Here is a 16,785-nt window from a genome sequence, read left to right as displayed (position 1 = left end):
GAGGCACGATCGAAGCGTGTCGGTGTTCCACCGGCGCCCGAGCCTGGACCGGATCACCCACCCAGCCCATCACGCAAAGCTATGGCAGGTCACGTGCGGTAATCCTGAATGCGGAGTGCCGCCTATGAGGCGCGGCCCCGCTGTCCGGAGACCCTGCTACGGCCATGCCGACACGGTCCCGGCGAACCGAAAGGACCAATCAGGAATGAGCACGAACATAGCTCGTCAGCGTCTGGCCCGGGTGGCTGCCGGAATATCATCCCTCGCCCTGGCCACCGCCGGCACCATCGGTCTCGCCGCCGCTGACGGCATGGGCAGCAGCGGAGACGGGTTCGGTCCGGCACCCACCGGAAACCGCGTAATCCAGCCGCTGAAGAACAAGTGCACCACCGGGCAGCCGCAAGACCTCTGCCGCAACATCGGCGTCACCGACGGCTGGTACGAGGGCAAGACCACGCAGTTCCTCTACACCCAGAACTTCTACTGCGACCCCTCCGTCACCTCGGGAGCCCCCAGCAAGTGCGAGGCCGGCGCGAAGTACAACCAGGTGCCGCCGGGGACGACGTCGGACAAGTTCACCGACCCGCTGTACATCCCGGTACCGCTGTTCAGCCCGGCCCCCGCCACACTCCAGTGCCCCGGGGGGAAGCCGTGCGTGGACCACCCCATGAACATCGACCTCTCGCGGCTCGCCGCCACGCTGAAGATGCCGGCTTCCGCGCTCAAGAACACGATGCTGCCCGGTCACGACCACATCATCACCGACCGGAACGACAACAAGCCCGAGTGGTGGCCCGTCTCCGTCATCGGTGTCACCAACCCCGACTCGTTCGCCAAGATCCAGGCGGGCAAGAGCATGGACACGGTCAACAAATTGGCCGCTGACCCCAACTCGGGTGTCACCAAGCCCATCCCCACCAACATCTTCCTGTGGTTCCAGACCCTCCCCGGAACCACCGATGGCCCCTCCGGCAGCGTAGCCGCCGGTGAAGGCGGCACCCAGAGCGCGCAGCACACCGCTCTCCTGGGCGCGGGCGGCACCCTCCTACTGGGCGCCACCGGCATGGTCGTGCTGCGCCGCCGCAAGCACACCCTCAAGCAGAACTGACGGCAGCGGGAGCACACATGAACAAGGGCCCCCACTCGGCCCGCGGGGAAGGCCGCCGCAGCGTATGGACTGCGGCGGCCGCACTGTGCGCACTCGCCGGCGCCGTGGCCATCGGCGTTGCCGTGGTCGACCAGCCCTCCCCGCCGCCGCGCGCCCTCCCTGCCGGAGCCGTACCGACACAAGCCCCCACCACTACCGCCACGCAGCCTGGCATGCACAGGTCCATCCCGACCTCGGTCGCGATTGCCGGTGTGACCCTGCGGGCACCGATACAGCCGGTCCGCACCGCCGAGGACGGAGAAATCCCGCTTCCCGACAACCCGCAGCAGGCAAGCTGGCCCGACTCCTCCGTCACCCCAGGTGAGCGCGGCACTGCCATCCTCGCCGGGCATGTCGACTCGACAGCGGGCCCCGCCGCCTTCTACGCTCTCAGCGCCGTGAAACCCGGTATGCCCGTGACTGTCTCCCGGAAGGATGGCAGCACGGCCCGTTTCACCATCGACGCCGTCGCCGTCTACCCCAAGGACGACTTCCCCAGCAGCACCGTCTACGGCCCCACCCCGGGACCGAGCCTGCGCCTGATCACCTGCACCGGCTGGAACACGGACACCCGCGAGTATCACGACAACGTCGTCGTCTACGCCACCCCCCACACCAGCCAACCACCCCACTGAGCTTGACTCTGTCGGGGATCTTGGAACTGTCAAGGTCAGGCGGACGACGTAGGGGCATCCGTGGGATAGCCATCGTGGAGGACCCCGGTCACGAGGGATTCAGGCGCGGCGGCGGGGGCGCTGCGGAAGTCGGTGGTCACCAGTGCGGGACGATGAGGGTAGAGGGGATCGTCCTGATAGTCGGACTTATAGCAAACCACCGTGCGCCCCTCTCCCCCGGGGCCGCTCTCCAGTCTGATACGGCGGAAACAGGTGTTGTCCGTGAACCGTTCGACGAAACGTACACAGACCCGCCCTGCGTACGTGATGCGGGCTGTGCTCCTGTCGCCATCGTGGACGAGTCCACGGGCTCCGGCATATCCACGCACCCGAAAGCTGCCGGGAAGTCCGGCGTCGCCCGACGACCATCACCTCGCCAGTCCCGTGCGCTGCCAGGGCGGCACAGAGCCGCAGGTCCTGTCTGTAGGTATCGTCGCGGCCGCTCGGCGCGTCGCAGGTCTACCGGCGGCCTGGCCCTGAGGCACGTGTGTCGGCGACCGGTTCAGCCCCGGAGGACGGTCCGGTCAGGGCAGCCGCGGCGAGTAGTCCACGCGCTTGACGTCGTAGTAGCGGGCCACGCACGCCGTCGACCAGCTCCGTTTCCCGTTGCCGAACGGCTCCGTCATCCTGCTGATGGGCGTCGGTGTGTAGGGGACGACCTGGGCCCCATGAGCCACCTGGGTACGGATCCACTGGTCCTGCCGTTCCCAGTCGTGAGCCCGCACCCGCATCTGGTTTCCCAGGTGGACGAGCGGGGGTGCGAGGGCAATACATGCGCCGGCACACAGCACCGCGGTGCCCCAGCGCACGGCGCCGACTCGCGGCCGCGCTTTCTGGAGGGCCAGCCCCACAAGGGAACCGAGGCCGGTCAGGAGCACGACATACAGGAAGAGAAAGTCGTTCCAGAGCCGGGTGGAGGCGACCACACCAGCGTGGAAGACGGGATACGCGACGAGCGTGGCGAGATAGCCGCTGACGAGGAATGTGACGGCTCCGGCCCCTACCACCAGGACCGGGCGGCGGAGCGAGCCGGGCGTGGCGCCCCCGGGGCCCCGCAGCACCAGGCCGAGCAGGACGCCGACCGCGACGGCGCCCAGGTACGGCCACGCCGAAGCCGTGTCGATCACGATGTGCGCGAAGTTGCGGGCGGCCCCGGCCAGGGACTCCGGGCCGATCAGCGAGGTTTCCTTCGCAGCGCCGACACCGCCCCTTCGGTGCCGCGAGCCCGGAGACGTCACCAGGATCAGCGCACCGGCCACCGGCCCGGCAAGGCCGACGGCGAAGCAGACCTGCGGCCCGCGGCGTTGCTGCTCCCTCACCGTCCAGAAGGTCGCCACGAGCGCGGCGGCCAGTACCACCAGCACGACGATCGTGGTCTGCTCCGACAGGGTTCCGATACAGAGGCCGATGATGAGGCTGATGGCCAGCGCGAAGATCCTGCCCCTGCGCGAACGGGCGAGAAGGAACGGGATCACGGCAGCGCAGGCAAGAACCGGGGGCAGAGTGTGCGAGACGGACGCGGCGGGCCAGTAGAACGTCTTGTAGGTATTCGGCGATCCCAGCAGGAAGACCACCGTCACCATGGACGCCACAAGAAGGGGAACCCCGCGCGGCACCGTAAGCGCCGCTCTGCGCAGCGCCAGCACGGTCACGGTCCACAGAATCCCCAGCAGGAACACGGCGGTCACCGGAGCGAACCACTGGTGCCCCGCTACGCCGAACTGCCCGTAGAGCCAGACCAGCACACCGTTCATGACCCGCCCGTTGTCGTGGGCGTAGAACTTGCTGACCATCCCGGAGAATCCGTGATCACGGATGACCGGCAGAAAGCACCACTCATCGCCGCTCGGCCGCACCCAGCGAGCCAACGCCGAGGCCGGCGCGAGAAGGCCCAGGGGAAAGAGACAGAGGACGTACGCCCACGGGACGGTCCGCGACCTCCGGGAGCCGGGACCGCTCGCACACGCCGACTGCTCCTCTTCTCCCACTGCGGAATCCGTCCTCGATCGGCCGCCGGCGATCAGGAGATCCCCCGAGGCTGCCCATGTCCGTCGTGTCCGCAGTACCTCAGGGGGGCGGACGGGAGTTCGCCCGCGCGACATACGTGTCCGACGCCACGCGAACGGCCCACCCCGGTGCACTCTTCCGGCGCACTCGGGTGTCCGCCCGGCCCGGTGGTCGGTGGGAACGTCGAACGTCGGGCGTTGTGGAGCATCTACTGCGTAAACGCGTGCCGCTGCACAAGCGTACGAGCGAGCGAGGTGGTGGAGGGTCAGGATGCGTGCGTACGTACGGATGAGAAGAAGATCGGGATCAGAAGCCGTTCGGTCCTGTTGCGCTGGGCGGTGCCGTGTTTGGCGGCAAGCCTTCTTCTCCTCCTTCCCTCACTCGCCCCGTCGGCCGGCGTGTCCACCAACCAAGTCCCAGCGCTCCTCGACGGACCCGGCGGCCGGAGCAGCTCTCGCGTCTGTGAGCGCACGATGGTGAGGGTGGCGCATGAGGACGACGATCTGCTGTTCATCAACCCGGAGATCCAGCCAGTCCATGGGGCCGCGATGCGCTTTCAGCACGGCATATCTGACCGCTGGAGACCCTGGCCGACCGTACAGCGGGGGTGACTACGTACAGAGCAGGGAAGAAGGCGTGCGAGCCGCCTGCGCCGAGATGGCGGGCGTCCCCGGCGTACTGCTGATGCAGGTTGAAAAGGCTCGATGTCAGTGCCGTGCTGTTCACTTGGCCGCGTGGACGTCTCCGCTCTGCGCGCCCGTCTGAACGACGCCTGGCGCGCGCCCGAATTGCACTGCCCGCAGCCCGTTCATGGGGCAGGGCATGTCTGTGTGCCCAGTGACGCGGAGGATCTGGCCGAGCTGGAGCGCGTCGCTGCGGACGTGATCGACGAGGCGAGTCTGCCCGTACGTGCGTGGGTCGTCGGGGGTACGGCGGCAGGCGTAGCCCGTGAACGACCTCTATGTCGGCAACCTGTTCGACAACGCCCCCGACCAGCCGCAGCACGCCAGCAAGATCGTTGCTCGGCGCCGTACTCCCGGTCGCCCGCCGCGACCTGGCCGCCCTCCACGCCGAAGAGTGTGAAGCAGACCATGAGTTCGACTTCCTCCCTGGACATGCCGAGGACGGACACGGCCGCCTCGACGGAGCCGTCCCGCTTGCGGCGCGAGGGCACGTAGCGCTGCGGCCCCATCGCCAGGCCGATCCGCCGGTGGCCGGGCTCGGCGAGGTGCCCGACGGCCATGCGGACGGCGGCCGTGTCGTCGGGCGAGACGAACGGGGCGCTGGCGCGCTCGTTGTTGCCGTTGATCAGGACGAACGGGACGCCGCGGTCGGTGAGGGCGGCGTCCCGCGCCGGGTCCGCCGAGGTGTCGGCGTGCAGCCCGGAGAGGAAGACGATCCCGCCGACGCCGTGATCACACCAGCCATATCAAGATCGTTTCATGGGCGATCGGCGGCTCAGCCCGCCTCTCAGCTGCCGCTCAGCGAGACGTCCACGTGGGGTCGTGGCGATATCTCAGCCGCATCGATGCAGGTCAGCGCCACCAGGTAGACAACTTCATGACGAAGGTGCCCTGGAGAGTCGGTCGGGTTGTGAACATCGGGCATCACCTTGCTAGTTGTACGTGCGAAGCGGCCCGATCACGGCTCACGATCGGGCCTGGGGAGAATCTGGGGAGTTTCGCCCTGCAACGTCGTTCACCTGATCGTCGAGCAGGCTATCGATCGCCTGTCGCCCCCTGCGACCCGCCTCCGGCATGAAGTGCGCGTAGTGGTCGAGGGTGATGGTGGGTGACGCGTGCCCGAGCCACCTGGCCAATGTCACTACCGACTCCCCCGCCTCTAGGACAACGGAAGCGTATGTGTGCCGCAGCACATGAAAGCCGTCCCGGGGGGCCGCCTGCCATTGCCATGGCTTCGCTCCCTTGGCAAGGGGCGGAATCACACCGGCCTTGGCCAGTGCCGGCTTCCAGATCTCGGTGTTCCACGTGTTCGCCGCCACAGCGTTTCCGTACATCGTAGTGAGAACGAGGTCGTGCCCCTTCCTCTCCCGTTCCGGCTCCGGGCCACCCCAGGGGAGCTCAACCTTTAGTGATGGGTAGGTCTTCAGATGCTCGACCAGTTCACTCGCAACGGATGCGGGCATATCCACTACACGCGTCTTGCCACCCTTCGGGAGCGCGAAGTACTTATGCCCGTTGATGATCTGCACCTGCCGCTTGACGTGTATGAGCCCGCGTCGGTAATCGATGTCGTCCGGCCCGAGCCCGAAGACCTCGCCCTGCCGCAGCCCGCACCCGAGACCTAGCACCACCGCGATGCGATGCCGCTTGCTGATCTCATCACGCACCCTGCGAGATGTAGTTTTCGGCCATGGCTCGCGACGTTCATCTGGTAGCTTCGGCCAGCGAACCGACTTCGCACGCATGGGGTTCCGGGAAAGACGCTTATCGTCGACAGCGGTCTCGAGGACAGTCGATAGAGCCGAGAGGATGCTGCGGGCGTACTGGGGTGAGCACGTAGCCTCCAGTTTTACGACGTACATGCGCAGCTCGGCCGCCGACACCTTACTCAGCGGAAGTTCACCCAGGTACGGAATGACGTGCAGCCTTATCCGCTCATCTATGCTCTTGCGGGTCTTGGCAGCACCACGAACGCCGGGCATCCAGTACTGCTGGATGTAGTCAGCAAGGGTGATAGAGCCGTCACGCGGGTCGGCGAAATCACCCCGTTCCTGATCCGTACTGGAGCGCCGCAGCCATGCCTTGGCGTCCTCCAACGTTACAAACGACCTGTCCCGAACTCCGGAGATTCCGGCGACACGGTACCGCTGCCCCTTGCCATAACGGGCAGTTTTTCCCCTCTGCCCGGTTATCGGGTCTTTCTTCTTCTTGATCCAACGATCTTCGATGTAGCCGGCCAAATGATTCTCCTAATCGAGAGGGCAATGGTGCGCTGAGGCTTGGGAGCGTCAGGCGTTGGGGAGACGGCTCGCCCGCTGTTGAGAATTGGCGCCCAGCGGACTCAGGGAGGCGTTGGCACGGGAGTCGGCTTGCTCCTGTTCGCGGATCCAGGCGTCAACGGCTTCTCGGCGGTACATGACGCGACCGCGAGGGCCCATGCGGAAGCTCGGCGGGCCCTGTCGCCGGTGCCGCCAGACGTAGAGCGTGTGCGGTGAGAGACCGAGATACTCGGCTGCATCCTTAACGTTGAGAAACCCAGCGCGAAGGGCGCTAGCAGGAGCGGATGCGGCAGATGAAAGGAGCGGCGATCGTGCAGACATGGAAGCAATGATCAGCAAGACCACCGGTTTGGCCAACCGGCGATCGTGGTCTATGTTGCGCGCCGCATCACGAATCCGGCGCCTACTTGGGCTCGTCGTCGGCGATGGCAAGCCGATATGAGCGCGGGGATCGGGATCCGCTGCCCAGGGCCATCGCCAACAGACCGTCGCCCGTGAGCCGGTCGAGATTCTGGTAGCGCTGTGTGCGGCATGGGGAGGCACTGCAACGTACGGGAGGGCAGTACGACCGCCATATCTACGTTGCAAGTACCCGCACCGAACAGGCCGGCCGCACAGGCACGGACGCACAGGCACGGACGCACAGGCACGGACGCAGAGCTCAATAGGTACGGCAAGGTAATCACCCGCCGTTTGGCCGACCCAAGCGTTCAGACCGCGGAGAACAGAAGATGTGGGTGAAGCGAAGCGGGGGAGTTCGGATAACGGATTCAGACAGATACGCCTCCCAAGTACGGACCATGCCAGCGCGGGAACCCCCACGGTCGAGCCGCAAAACTGTTCGTCCTGTCGCCTGACCCGCAGTCTGACCTGATGTTTTCCGGACGCTGTACGTTGACATGATCCCGGCAAAGATATCCAGTCTTTTGAGGCTCTTTCCCGTCTGCCGTGAGCGAAGGCCCATAATCAGCCGCCACGGAATCGCTGGTCTCGACTTTGCCGAAGCGAGGGAAGACGTCCACAGGCATCCTTCGTCGACCGACAAAGAGGACAGCCCCTGACTCATCCAAGGGCCGCTCGGAGCAGTCGTCGCGCTGCCGTACGCACAGCGTTCAGGCACCGTCCGCCTGATCAGCCGAGGAGGGTCGAGGCACCTGAGGTGCTGAGGACACCACGGCCACCGAGCTGGAATTGGCGGCAAGCTGATTCCCGGCAGCCGCAGCACGAGGAACGCAGGCGCGCACTGCGCCGGCGGCGCGCTGATGGTCGGTGCCACGGCTCACGACCGCCGACGTCGGATCGACTGGTTCGCCCGGTGACCGAATTACGCGGGCGTGGCGCAGCGGAAGCCGGTGTCGTTGTCCTTCATCGACGCTGCGGCAGTGTTCAGCAGGGACGGCGCTGCCCGTTCGACCGGAGACGTGAACGCGGAGCCATTCAGGTGGTACCGCCCGCTGCCGAGCTCTTCCTCGGTGGAGCACCATTCCCAGACGTTGCCGCACATGTCGAAGATGCCGAATGGGCTGGCGCCGGACTGGTAGCGGGAGACAGGGGTTGTCGCGTCAATGCCCGCTTCGGCCGTGTTCGCCTTCGCGGCTGTCGGCTCATTGCCCCAGGGGTAGACGCGACCACGCGGTCCGCGAGCCGCCTTCTCCCACTGCCGGGCGGTTGGAAGGAGCTTGCCAGCCCAACGGGCGTAAGCGGCCGCATCGTGCCACGTCACCCACACCACGGGGTGGGTGGCCAGGGTGACGGGGCAATGGCCGTCTGGCCAGTGCTGGGGCCTCCGGTGCTTGGTGGCCAACACGAAGCGCGAGTAGTCCTCATTGGTCGTCGGGTAGACGTCGATGAGAAACGGTTCCAGCCACACCGAGCGGTTGTCAGGGCCGGAGAGATAAATGCCCTCCTCGACGAGGGCCATGACCTTCCCGTCGATCGGATGCCGGCGAGTGCTTGGGTCCCGTCGCAGGAGTTCCTCGGCCCGTTCGTCGTGCTCAACGGCCGCACGTTCGGTCATGAGCGCGGCGAACCGTTGCTGAACGTCGGGCGTGGCCTGAGTCAGAAGCGTATCGAGGGCCGTCTGGTTGTCGAGTTCGAGTTCGATGGTCTCGCCCCGGCGTTTCCACCGGGGGACCTGACGAGGGTTCACGCCTACTAGCTCGGCGAACTCCTTCTGCTTCTTCCGCATGGCCGTGCGCAGCAATTCGGCTTCACGGCCGGTCCACCTGGTAACCCGCGCCATAACGCTTGCTTCCCTACAGGGTCTCGCCGGCGATCGACAGGTACGCCTCCTGGAGCTGCCTCAAGACAGGGTGCTCCACGGAGAACTCGGTGTCGTCGATCGCGGCCAAAGGGCGCACGCCGATCGACGTGTTCGTGGCGAACGCCGCGGCCATGCCCTTGGCCTGGTCCAGGGTGACAGTGGAGATGCGGTGTTTCGCATGCTGCTGGAGCAGAGCCATGGTGACGCCGGGCAGCACGGGGGCATCTGGCCACACGACAGTGCCCTCTTGGTCGACGAAGGCCACGTTCCAGGTGCCGCCCTCGGAGACGAACCCGTCACAGCCGACGAATAGGGCATCGTCGAAGTTTGCTCGCTGAGCCGAGCCCCGGGCGTGCAAGGCGCCGAAGAGACCGATGTGCTTCACCTGGGGCAGGTCACGCTCGTACACCAGGCTCTGGGCGCGCAAGGGCGCCGGAGGAAGGGCGCCGGCACCGCGTACGGACACGAGAACGTGCGGCTCGTTGGCGTGGGCCGGGTGGCCCATCTCGACCTTCGGGTCATAGATCGTGACACGCACGACGCACGGGCGGGTCTGCCCCTCCAGAGCCTGACGGACGTACTCGCGCACGCGGTCGGTCTTCAGAGCCGCGTGCCACACGATCTCGCAGTCCCGCGCAAGGCGTTCCAGGTGCAGCGTCAAGCCACGGACGCTGCCGTCGGAATCGACACGCATGGACGTGAAGTGCCCGACGTTCGTGAGCGCCAGGGGAAGCAAGTCATCTACAGATACGGGCTTTCCATCGAGAGTCACCATGCAGCCAAGCATGTCAGGACCATGCCCTCAGGCGGCACCCAAATCTGGTTACTGACGGGTCAACGTCATCTGTAAGTCATTCCCAAGCCTTCACTGCGAGGTGTTCGCTGGTTACTGCGCGAATACGCCTCGCCATCGGCATGGCGCCTCGTGCCGCGTGCTTGGCGCCTCAGCCACACGTTCACCACGCCATTCCATCCGGGAGGAGCCCGATGACGGTCGCAACAGCTCTCGCACCGGTCACGACGCGGTCGGTACCACGCCCCGGGTACGCCGCCTTCGAGTCATGCTTCGCCCCGGAACCGATCAACGTTGGCCACGCGCGTCACACCAGCAGCGTCTTCCTGCGGCTATGGGAGGTCGCCGGCCCCTTGGCTGAGGACGTGGTGCTTTGTGTCTCCGAGCTGGTCACTAACGGTGTGACTCACGGCTCTGGAGACCTGTCACTGCGCGTCCGATGCCGCGACACCGAGATCCTCGTCGAGGTCCAGGACGGCAGCTCAGTGTCGGCGACCATGCGTTCGGCCAATACTGATGCCACTTCGGGGCGGGGCTTGGTCCTCGTTAAGGCCCTCTCCGGGGATTGGGGAGCCAGCGCGGACGGCCGGACGACGTGGTGCACGTTTCCTATCCTCGTGGGCAGGCCCTGATGACTGCCCCTGCGAGCACCACCATCGCGGCGTTACAGGAAGTCGAGCTACGGACGTTCGGAGGCGGCAAGCCAGTACGTGGAGAGCATCTCGCCCGGCCAAGTCGGCTGACGGACTTCACATCGCGGTCCCATCTCCTCGAAGTACGGCGCCAGGTCGATGATCGGTGTCCCGTCGACGGCGTCAAGATCCGTCACCAGGAGATCCCGGCCCTTCACTTTCAGCAACCGCGGGTAGCTGGTCGCCAGCTGGTTGGGCCTCCGATGGTTGCGGTGGACGAACGTACCCGTCGCTGGCCACCTCGGATTTCCCCGCGGGCTACGCGCGTGCAGCTGGACGTCTTCCGGCCGCGCCATGTGGAAGCGCCACGTCACCGTCAGGTGGGAGAACTCCTCGATGCCCTGCAATGTTTCGAGGGGGTACGCGTCGTTGAGCCTGATGACCGATTCGATCCCGCCCTGATAGTCGTCCTGAACGCGGGTGTGGCCCCCGACCACCGTTGCGATCGACTCGACCTCGTACGTCGCCATCAGGGTCGTTCCTCTCATTCAGAACTTACGCATCCTGTAGCCGTTACGCGAAGCAACGGGCCTGATCCGCGGTCAGCCTATGACCCGCAGCATCTCCCTTGCCCGATGGTCCAATTCGGCAACGTGGCGACCTCCGCGTTGCCGAACGGGCGAGAGGTCGCTCTGCATCCGGACGATGACGTCGCGGACGCGGCCCGACAGGACGCCCGCCATGGCATCGAGGGCTTGCCCCCAGGTAGTGCATGCCTCGTCGAGGTGGCCCTGCTGAACCTGGACGGCGCCGAGGTAGCCGAGGGTCACGCTGTGGGTGCGGGCGTATTGCTGGCGGCGGCGAGTGGCAACGCTGCGCTGAAAGTGGATCTCCGCGTCGACTGGCTGACCCAGGTCGCGCAGGGCGCAAGCCGTCTCGTGGGCGAGGGAGGCTTCCTGGAAGAAGTCCACGCGGCCGGGCGCACCATCGTTGTCCGCGCGGGCGAGGTCTCGCTCCGCACGATTGATGGCCGCGAGGGTGCCAGACCGGTTGCCGTCGGCCGCGAGCGCTCGTGCGTGAACGATCGCGAGCAGAGCTTTCTCCCGCTGGCTGGCCTGGCCGTAACGGTCGCGGGACATGGAAGCGTCGGCCAGGGCGAGCGCTTTGCGTGGGTGCCCGAGGTCCACTGCCTGATGGGCGAGGGCTCGCAGAATGTGACCGGCAAGTGGTCCGTCCCCGGCTTCTGCGGCAATGCGGGTGGCAAGGGTGAGGTAGCGCTGGGCTGTTCGATGCTCGGAGGCGTCGAACGCCATCCAGCCGGCGAGGTAGGTCATCTCCGCGACAGCGGAGTACGTGTCCCGGCGGCTCTGTTCCGTGCGGAATCGGCTGCCAAGCAGGGGGACTGCTTCGTCGCGAAGGTGGCCGGCCAGCGCCGAGCGCCCGGAGGCGCCTCCGCGCTGCTGGTCTCGCGCGGAGTAGAAGTTCGTGAGGTCGCGGACGTCGTCGATGTCGGCCTGGGCCACCAGTCGGGGAGAGACTGCCGTGCGTCTGGCTGCTGCGGCAGGGGCGGCTGCCCACCACGAGGCGGTGGGCAGGGCCAAGCCGGCGGCGGAGTACGCGGAGGTCGCCAGCAGCTTGCGTCGGTGCATGTCCAGATCGTCGCTTCCCAGCTCAGCCAGCACAGTCAGAGGGTCGACGCTCCAGTCGGAACCACTGTCGGCCGTGCCTGTCGGCACTTCCTCCAGCCCGAGGTCAGCCAAGGTGAGGCGGCGGCCGAGCTTGCGGGAAAGCGTCTCGCGCAGGATATGCCGCGCTATCCCGCTGGGCTTCGTACCCAGGACCCACATGGAGATATGCGAACGGGAGATGGCCTCAAGCTCCCGTACCCCACTCTCCGCAGCCACGCGGGCAACTGCAGCGGCCGCTTGGGGCTGGGACCAGCCCGCTTCGCGCAGAAGGGCAGAGAAGGCGAGGTTTCGCTCACGGGCCATGGACTGCCCCTCGGTCTCGAAATGATCTTTGGCGCCTTTGGCGGCCTTGGCAGCCTTGCAGGCATACCCCTCGGCGGCGATTCAGGGTTCGCTCAACGTAGCGGCCGGGTCACTCACTATGCACCTCAGCCGTCGGCACTCCAAGGCGAACCCCACTTAACTTTGCTTGATCCACACAGGAGTTGTGTCATGCGCCCCTCGCTGTTCCTGCATCAGACCCGTCACAGCGATGGTCGAGGCAAACTGGCCAACCTCACCCTGGGATCGGCCGATGTCCAGCGGGATCAAGCGGTGGCTGCAGCAGAGACGGTGGCGCTCGTGCTGGACGATGAGTCCCCGCTGCCGCAGAGGGCTGGCGACGTGGAGGAGCTTGCACGGCGCCTTCGCGGTCACATCGGACAGCTCGGGGCCGTCGTGCCGCCGGGAGCCGCAACACTACGCGGCGCGCAGCAGCTCGCTTCGGCAGGCGTCCCCGACGGGTACATGCCGAGCAGGGTTCATCTGGTCAAGCTGGCCGAGGCCACTCAGGCACTCGTTGCGACCGTACAAGCTCACGGAGTTGTCCCCGCGAAGCCCATGCGGAGACGGCGTTGGTGGAGGCCCCAGCTCAATGTGCTGCGCGGCTCGGTCTTCGCTATCGCCTTCGCCCTCTTGGCTCTGGCCGCGTCGGTGCCCCGGGCATGACCGCCACCGGGGCAATTCTGATCGCGGTAGTTCTCGGCCCGATGGCCTGTCTGATTCTCCGCGGTGGCCGAGCAACCGGCCGGGCCGCTCCCCAGGACGAGGACTCCGCGTTGGGGCAGAACCGATCTCCCCCGCACAGGTAACCACCGAGTCCCTCCCCATCTACCCTTCCCGGCCGCTGCCGCGGCCCCTATGCCATCCCCGGGTTCGCGGGGTCTACGGAGATCCACACGATGATTCGCCTTCCCCGTATCGAGCAGTACGGCCTGATCGGCGACATGCAGACCAGTGCCCACGTCTGCGACGACGGTTCGATCGACTGGTTGTGCCTGCCCCGCTTCGACTCGTCGGCACTGCTCGCGGCGCTGCTCGGCACACAGAAACACGGATCCTGGCAGATCGCCCCTGCCCCTTCTGCCGGGCAATCCGACACGGGAGCAGTCGCCGAGCGCCGGTACCGGGATGACTCGCTTGTCCTCGAATCGCTGTGGCGTACGCCTACCGGGTCGGTTCGGGTGCTGGACTTCATGCCGCCGCGCAACGGGGCGCCGCAGGTAATCCGGATCGCCGAGGGTGTGACAGGCGAGGTGGAGATGGTCTCGGCCCTGCGTCCGCGGCCGGGGTACGGCAGCGTCAGTCCGTGGATCCACGAGGTCGGGGGCCGCATGGTCGCCGAGGCCGGCGCGGACGCTCTGTGGCTCGACACCGGCATCCAGCGGGTCGAGAAGGACGGCGTCATTGCCAGTACCTTCGCCATCACTGCCGGGCAGAGCGTGGCATTCGTGCTCAGCTGGTGCCCCTCCCATACAGCGGCACCTGATCTTCCCGATCCGGAGGCCGCGCTCGCCGAAACACTCGCCTTCTGGCAAGACTGGGTACAGGAGTGCACCTACGACGGGCCCTACCGCGAGGCCGTGATCCGTTCCGCGATCGCGCTGAAGGCGATGACGTATGCGCCGAGCGGCGGGATCGTCGCGGCGCCGACCACATCGCTGCCCGAGGAGATCGGCGGCGGACGGAACTGGGACTACCGCTTCACTTGGCTGCGCGACGCCTCCAACACTCTCGCCGCGCTGCTGGGAACCGGCTACAGGCAGGAGGCCCATGCGTGGCGGCGTTGGCTGTTGCGTGCGGTGGCTGGCGATCCGGAAAACCTGCAGATCATGTACGGGATCACCGGCGAACGTGATCTGCGGGAGCGGGAGCTACCCTGGCTCCCAGGGTACGCGGAATCAGGTCCGGTGCGGGTCGGGAACGGGGCGGCGGACCAGCTGCAACTCGACGTGTACGGCGAGTTGATCGAGACCCTCTACCTCGCCCACCAGAGCGGTGTCGCCCACTGCGCCGACACCGCGGTCCTGCACCAGCGGCTCATCGAGCACCTGGCCCAGCGCTGGCAGGAACCCGACGAGGGAATCTGGGAGATCCGCGGGGCACGCCGGCACTTCGTGCACTCCAAGGTGATGGCCTGGGTGGCCATCGACCGCACCATCCGCCTGGCCGAGGCCGGCGCCCTCGCGCTGGATCCAGGCCCCCTGGTCGAGTTGCGCGAGACGATTCACCGCGAGGTCTGCACCGAGGGGTTCGACCCGGTGCGCAACACCTTCACCCAGTCCTACGGCTCGCTGGAGTTGGACGCCGCCACGCTGTTGATCCCCAGGGTCGGCTTCCTTCCTCCCGACGACCCCCGCGTCATCGGCACCGTGGACGCCGTACGCCGGGAGCTGTCCACGCCGGACGGACTCGTGCGCCGGTACCCGACTATCGGCAACCACGCCGGAGTGGACGGCCTGACGGGCAATGAGGGCACCTTCATCCTCTGCTCTTTCTGGCTCGTGGATGCCCTGGCCCTGACCGGCCGCATGGATGAGGCCCACGCCCTGTTCGAACGCCTTCTCACGCTGCGCAACGACCTCGGCCTCCTCGCCGAGGAGTACGACCCCGTCCAGCAGCGCCAACTCGGTAACTTCCCGCAGGCGTTCAGCCACATGGGCCTGATCCAGAGTGCCCTGCTCCTGGAGCAGCTGGCGGCACAGTCCTCTCCTCACCGAGGCGCGGTGTCGGTTCCGGCGCGCCGTTCCCCCTCACTCGGGTCGCTACAGAACCACAAGGCCCTGATGTCGCAGCACGCCTAGCCGCCCCTTTCCACTGACGAGGATTCTCATGTCTGACAGCGCGTTCCCGACACGGTCGGCCGCGACCGGCCACCGCCGACGGCGGTCGCCACGGGCCGATGCCTTCACGGTGCGCCGCGTCCGTCGTGCCGTGGTGCTGCCCCTGCTGCTTCTTTCGGGCCTGCTGGGCGTCGCCTTCGCCGCCTGGTCGACGGCCGCGGTGGCTCTCGGCTGGCTTTTGGTCGGCCTGGTCTGCGGGCTGACCGGGGTCGCACTGGTAGCGGACCGCGGAGCGCGGACGGCCGCCGACGCCGTGCAGACAGCCGCAGAGGAACGACGCACGGCGGTGCTGACCGTTGTAACGGGAGCGGCGGCGGCCGTCGAGAAGTCGGTGGCGTGGTCGGCGGACGAACTGTGCCGAGGGGCACGACCGCCCCTGCCGGACATGCAGATGCCGCAGCCGGCCAGTGCGACTGCAGAGATCGACAACGCGCTGAGTGCACTGCAGGTGCAGGCCGTCGCCTCGCTGATACGCGTGCACCCGGAACTGCTCGCGAAGATCTTCGAGATCGACCACCTCGTGACGCGGATGCGACGTCAGGTGGAGAGCACCGCGGTGCTGGGCGGGCAGTCCCTGCGCAGCGTGCGCCAGCCGGTGCCCGTCACGACCACATTGCGCGGTGCGATCTCCGAGGTGGTGCAGTACCCGCGCGTGGTGGTCGCGGCCGGTTCCGTGGGGAGCGAGCTGGGGCTTCCCGGACACGTGGGTCCTGACCTGACCCACCTGCTGGCCGAGCTGATCGAGAACGCCTGCCAGTGCTCCGACCCGGCGACGAAGGTGATGGTGCGGGCGCAACGGGTGCCGAACGGGCTGGCGGTCGAGGTCGAGGACAGGGCCATCCCCATGCACCCGCAGGCCCGCGCACAGATGAATCATCTGCTCAAGGCCCCCGATGAGGTCGATGTCAGCGGTCAGGTGCGAGACGGGCAGCTCGGCCTGCTAGTTGCCGCGAAGATCGCCCAGTCACACGGCCTGTCCGTTCTCCTGCAGGAGAACGTGACGGGAGGCACCACCGCTCTGGTCGTCATTCCGGCCCGGCTCCTCGTAGCGATTTCTCCCGTGGGTGACGCGGGCGCTCGACGCCGGGAAACACGCCCCTCCACGCTCCCGCAACGGCAGGCTGCCGCAGCGACGGCCGCTCCTGCAGGGCAGGTCCAGCACCCGGCCGCCGTAGGCCGGCCGGGAGCCGACAGGGCGGGGCAAGCTGGTCCAGCGCCCGACCTTCCCCGGCGTTCGCGGCAAGCCGGTTCCTTCCCTCCACCGCGTGAGCGGGAGCAAGCCCCCGCGACCGCGGCGACGCCAGGGCTCGCAGCTGCCTTCCGCACGGGCATCGAGGCCGGCGGGGCCGCCGGTTCTCCTCCCACTCCGGCAGAGCAGCCCAGGCCCTGACCATCGCCCGTCCCCTCCCCGTTCTCGGTGGCCCGGACATGTCCGTCGGCCCTTCCCCCCTTCTGGAG

At 67.1% G+C, this 16,785-nt stretch carries 14 protein-coding genes and 1 pseudogene; 6 read left to right on the top strand and 9 right to left on the bottom strand.

Annotated elements, in window-relative coordinates:
• Positions 1 to 205 precede the first annotated feature (205 nt).
• The gene (locus ACH4VO_RS21940; RefSeq protein ID WP_360992475.1) at positions 206 to 1,108 is read left to right on the top strand and encodes a hypothetical protein; all 903 of its coding nucleotides are present in this window, start codon (positions 206 to 208) and stop codon (positions 1,106 to 1,108) included.
• A 212-nt stretch (positions 1,109 to 1,320) separates the two neighbouring features.
• Positions 1,321 to 1,782 (top strand): sortase domain-bontaining protein, encoded by a 462-nt coding sequence (locus tag ACH4VO_RS21935; RefSeq protein ID WP_360992478.1) that lies wholly within the window; start codon positions 1,321 to 1,323, stop codon positions 1,780 to 1,782.
• 35 nt (positions 1,783 to 1,817) lie between these two features.
• Here ACH4VO_RS21935 and ACH4VO_RS21930 read toward each other — a convergent pair whose 3' ends face one another.
• The 7 genes and pseudogenes from ACH4VO_RS21930 to ACH4VO_RS21900 all read right to left on the bottom strand — a co-directional run bounded on the left by ACH4VO_RS21930 (position 1,818) and on the right by ACH4VO_RS21900 (position 9,828).
• Positions 1,818 to 2,150, bottom strand: a complete 333-nt coding sequence (locus ACH4VO_RS21930) for a N,N-dimethylformamidase beta subunit family domain-containing protein (protein WP_360992481.1) — start codon at positions 2,148 to 2,150, stop codon at positions 1,818 to 1,820.
• 195 nt (positions 2,151 to 2,345) lie between these two features.
• Positions 2,346 to 3,614, bottom strand: coding sequence for a DUF6056 family protein (locus tag ACH4VO_RS21925; RefSeq protein ID WP_360992483.1), 1,269 nt, complete (start codon positions 3,612 to 3,614; stop codon positions 2,346 to 2,348).
• Between the two features lie 1,256 nt (positions 3,615 to 4,870).
• Positions 4,871 to 5,245: pseudogene (locus ACH4VO_RS21920) on the bottom strand (LacI family transcriptional regulator); the annotation flags it as partial.
• Positions 5,246 to 5,476: 231 nt separating this feature from the next.
• Positions 5,477 to 6,751: a tyrosine-type recombinase/integrase gene (locus ACH4VO_RS21915; protein ID WP_360992486.1), complete on the bottom strand. Its 1,275-nt coding sequence runs from the start codon at positions 6,749 to 6,751 to the stop codon at positions 5,477 to 5,479.
• Between the two features lie 48 nt (positions 6,752 to 6,799).
• Positions 6,800 to 7,111, bottom strand: a complete 312-nt coding sequence (locus ACH4VO_RS21910) for a helix-turn-helix domain-containing protein (RefSeq protein ID WP_360992557.1) — start codon at positions 7,109 to 7,111, stop codon at positions 6,800 to 6,802.
• Between the two features lie 1,003 nt (positions 7,112 to 8,114).
• Positions 8,115 to 9,032 (bottom strand): SUMF1/EgtB/PvdO family nonheme iron enzyme, encoded by a 918-nt coding sequence (locus ACH4VO_RS21905; RefSeq protein WP_360992489.1) that lies wholly within the window; start codon positions 9,030 to 9,032, stop codon positions 8,115 to 8,117.
• A gap of 13 nt (positions 9,033 to 9,045) precedes the next feature.
• Positions 9,046 to 9,828: an aminotransferase class IV family protein gene (locus ACH4VO_RS21900; protein WP_179831254.1), complete on the bottom strand. Its 783-nt coding sequence runs from the start codon at positions 9,826 to 9,828 to the stop codon at positions 9,046 to 9,048.
• Positions 9,829 to 9,968: 140 nt separating this feature from the next.
• Here ACH4VO_RS21900 and ACH4VO_RS21895 point away from each other — a divergent pair, with 140 nt between their 5' ends.
• On the top strand, positions 9,969 to 10,478 hold the full coding sequence (locus ACH4VO_RS21895) for an ATP-binding protein (protein ID WP_398441201.1): 510 nt from the start codon (positions 9,969 to 9,971) through the stop codon (positions 10,476 to 10,478).
• Between the two features lie 47 nt (positions 10,479 to 10,525).
• Here the strand turns inward: ACH4VO_RS21895 and ACH4VO_RS21890 are convergent, their stop codons facing one another.
• Both ACH4VO_RS21890 and ACH4VO_RS21885 read right to left on the bottom strand, forming a co-directional pair.
• Positions 10,526 to 11,008, bottom strand: a complete 483-nt coding sequence (locus ACH4VO_RS21890; protein ID WP_053931063.1) for an SAM-dependent methyltransferase — start codon at positions 11,006 to 11,008, stop codon at positions 10,526 to 10,528.
• A 72-nt stretch (positions 11,009 to 11,080) separates the two neighbouring features.
• Complete coding sequence (locus tag ACH4VO_RS21885) at positions 11,081 to 12,469, bottom strand: Tat pathway signal protein (protein ID WP_360992496.1); 1,389 nt, start codon at positions 12,467 to 12,469, stop codon at positions 11,081 to 11,083.
• Between the two features lie 189 nt (positions 12,470 to 12,658).
• On the opposite strand from ACH4VO_RS21885, the gene ACH4VO_RS21880 reads away from it, so the two are divergent.
• The 3 genes from ACH4VO_RS21880 to ACH4VO_RS21870 all read left to right on the top strand — a co-directional run bounded on the left by ACH4VO_RS21880 (position 12,659) and on the right by ACH4VO_RS21870 (position 16,717).
• Positions 12,659 to 13,153 (top strand): DUF6415 family natural product biosynthesis protein, encoded by a 495-nt coding sequence (locus tag ACH4VO_RS21880; protein ID WP_360992499.1) that lies wholly within the window; start codon positions 12,659 to 12,661, stop codon positions 13,151 to 13,153.
• 233 nt (positions 13,154 to 13,386) lie between these two features.
• Positions 13,387 to 15,288, top strand: a complete 1,902-nt coding sequence (locus ACH4VO_RS21875; protein WP_360992502.1) for a glycoside hydrolase family 15 protein — start codon at positions 13,387 to 13,389, stop codon at positions 15,286 to 15,288.
• A gap of 28 nt (positions 15,289 to 15,316) precedes the next feature.
• A complete protein-coding gene (locus ACH4VO_RS21870; protein ID WP_360992504.1) occupies positions 15,317 to 16,717 on the top strand; it encodes an ATP-binding protein in 1,401 nt (466 codons plus the stop codon).
• Positions 16,718 to 16,785 lie beyond the last annotated feature (68 nt).

It is taken from the genome of Streptomyces sp. NPDC020780 (assembly GCF_044334475.1).
Taxonomy (GTDB): Bacteria; Actinomycetota; Actinomycetes; order Streptomycetales; family Streptomycetaceae; genus Streptomyces.
The sequence above is the reverse complement of the archived record's forward strand: the minus strand, read 5'-3'. Positions and strand labels throughout refer to the sequence as shown.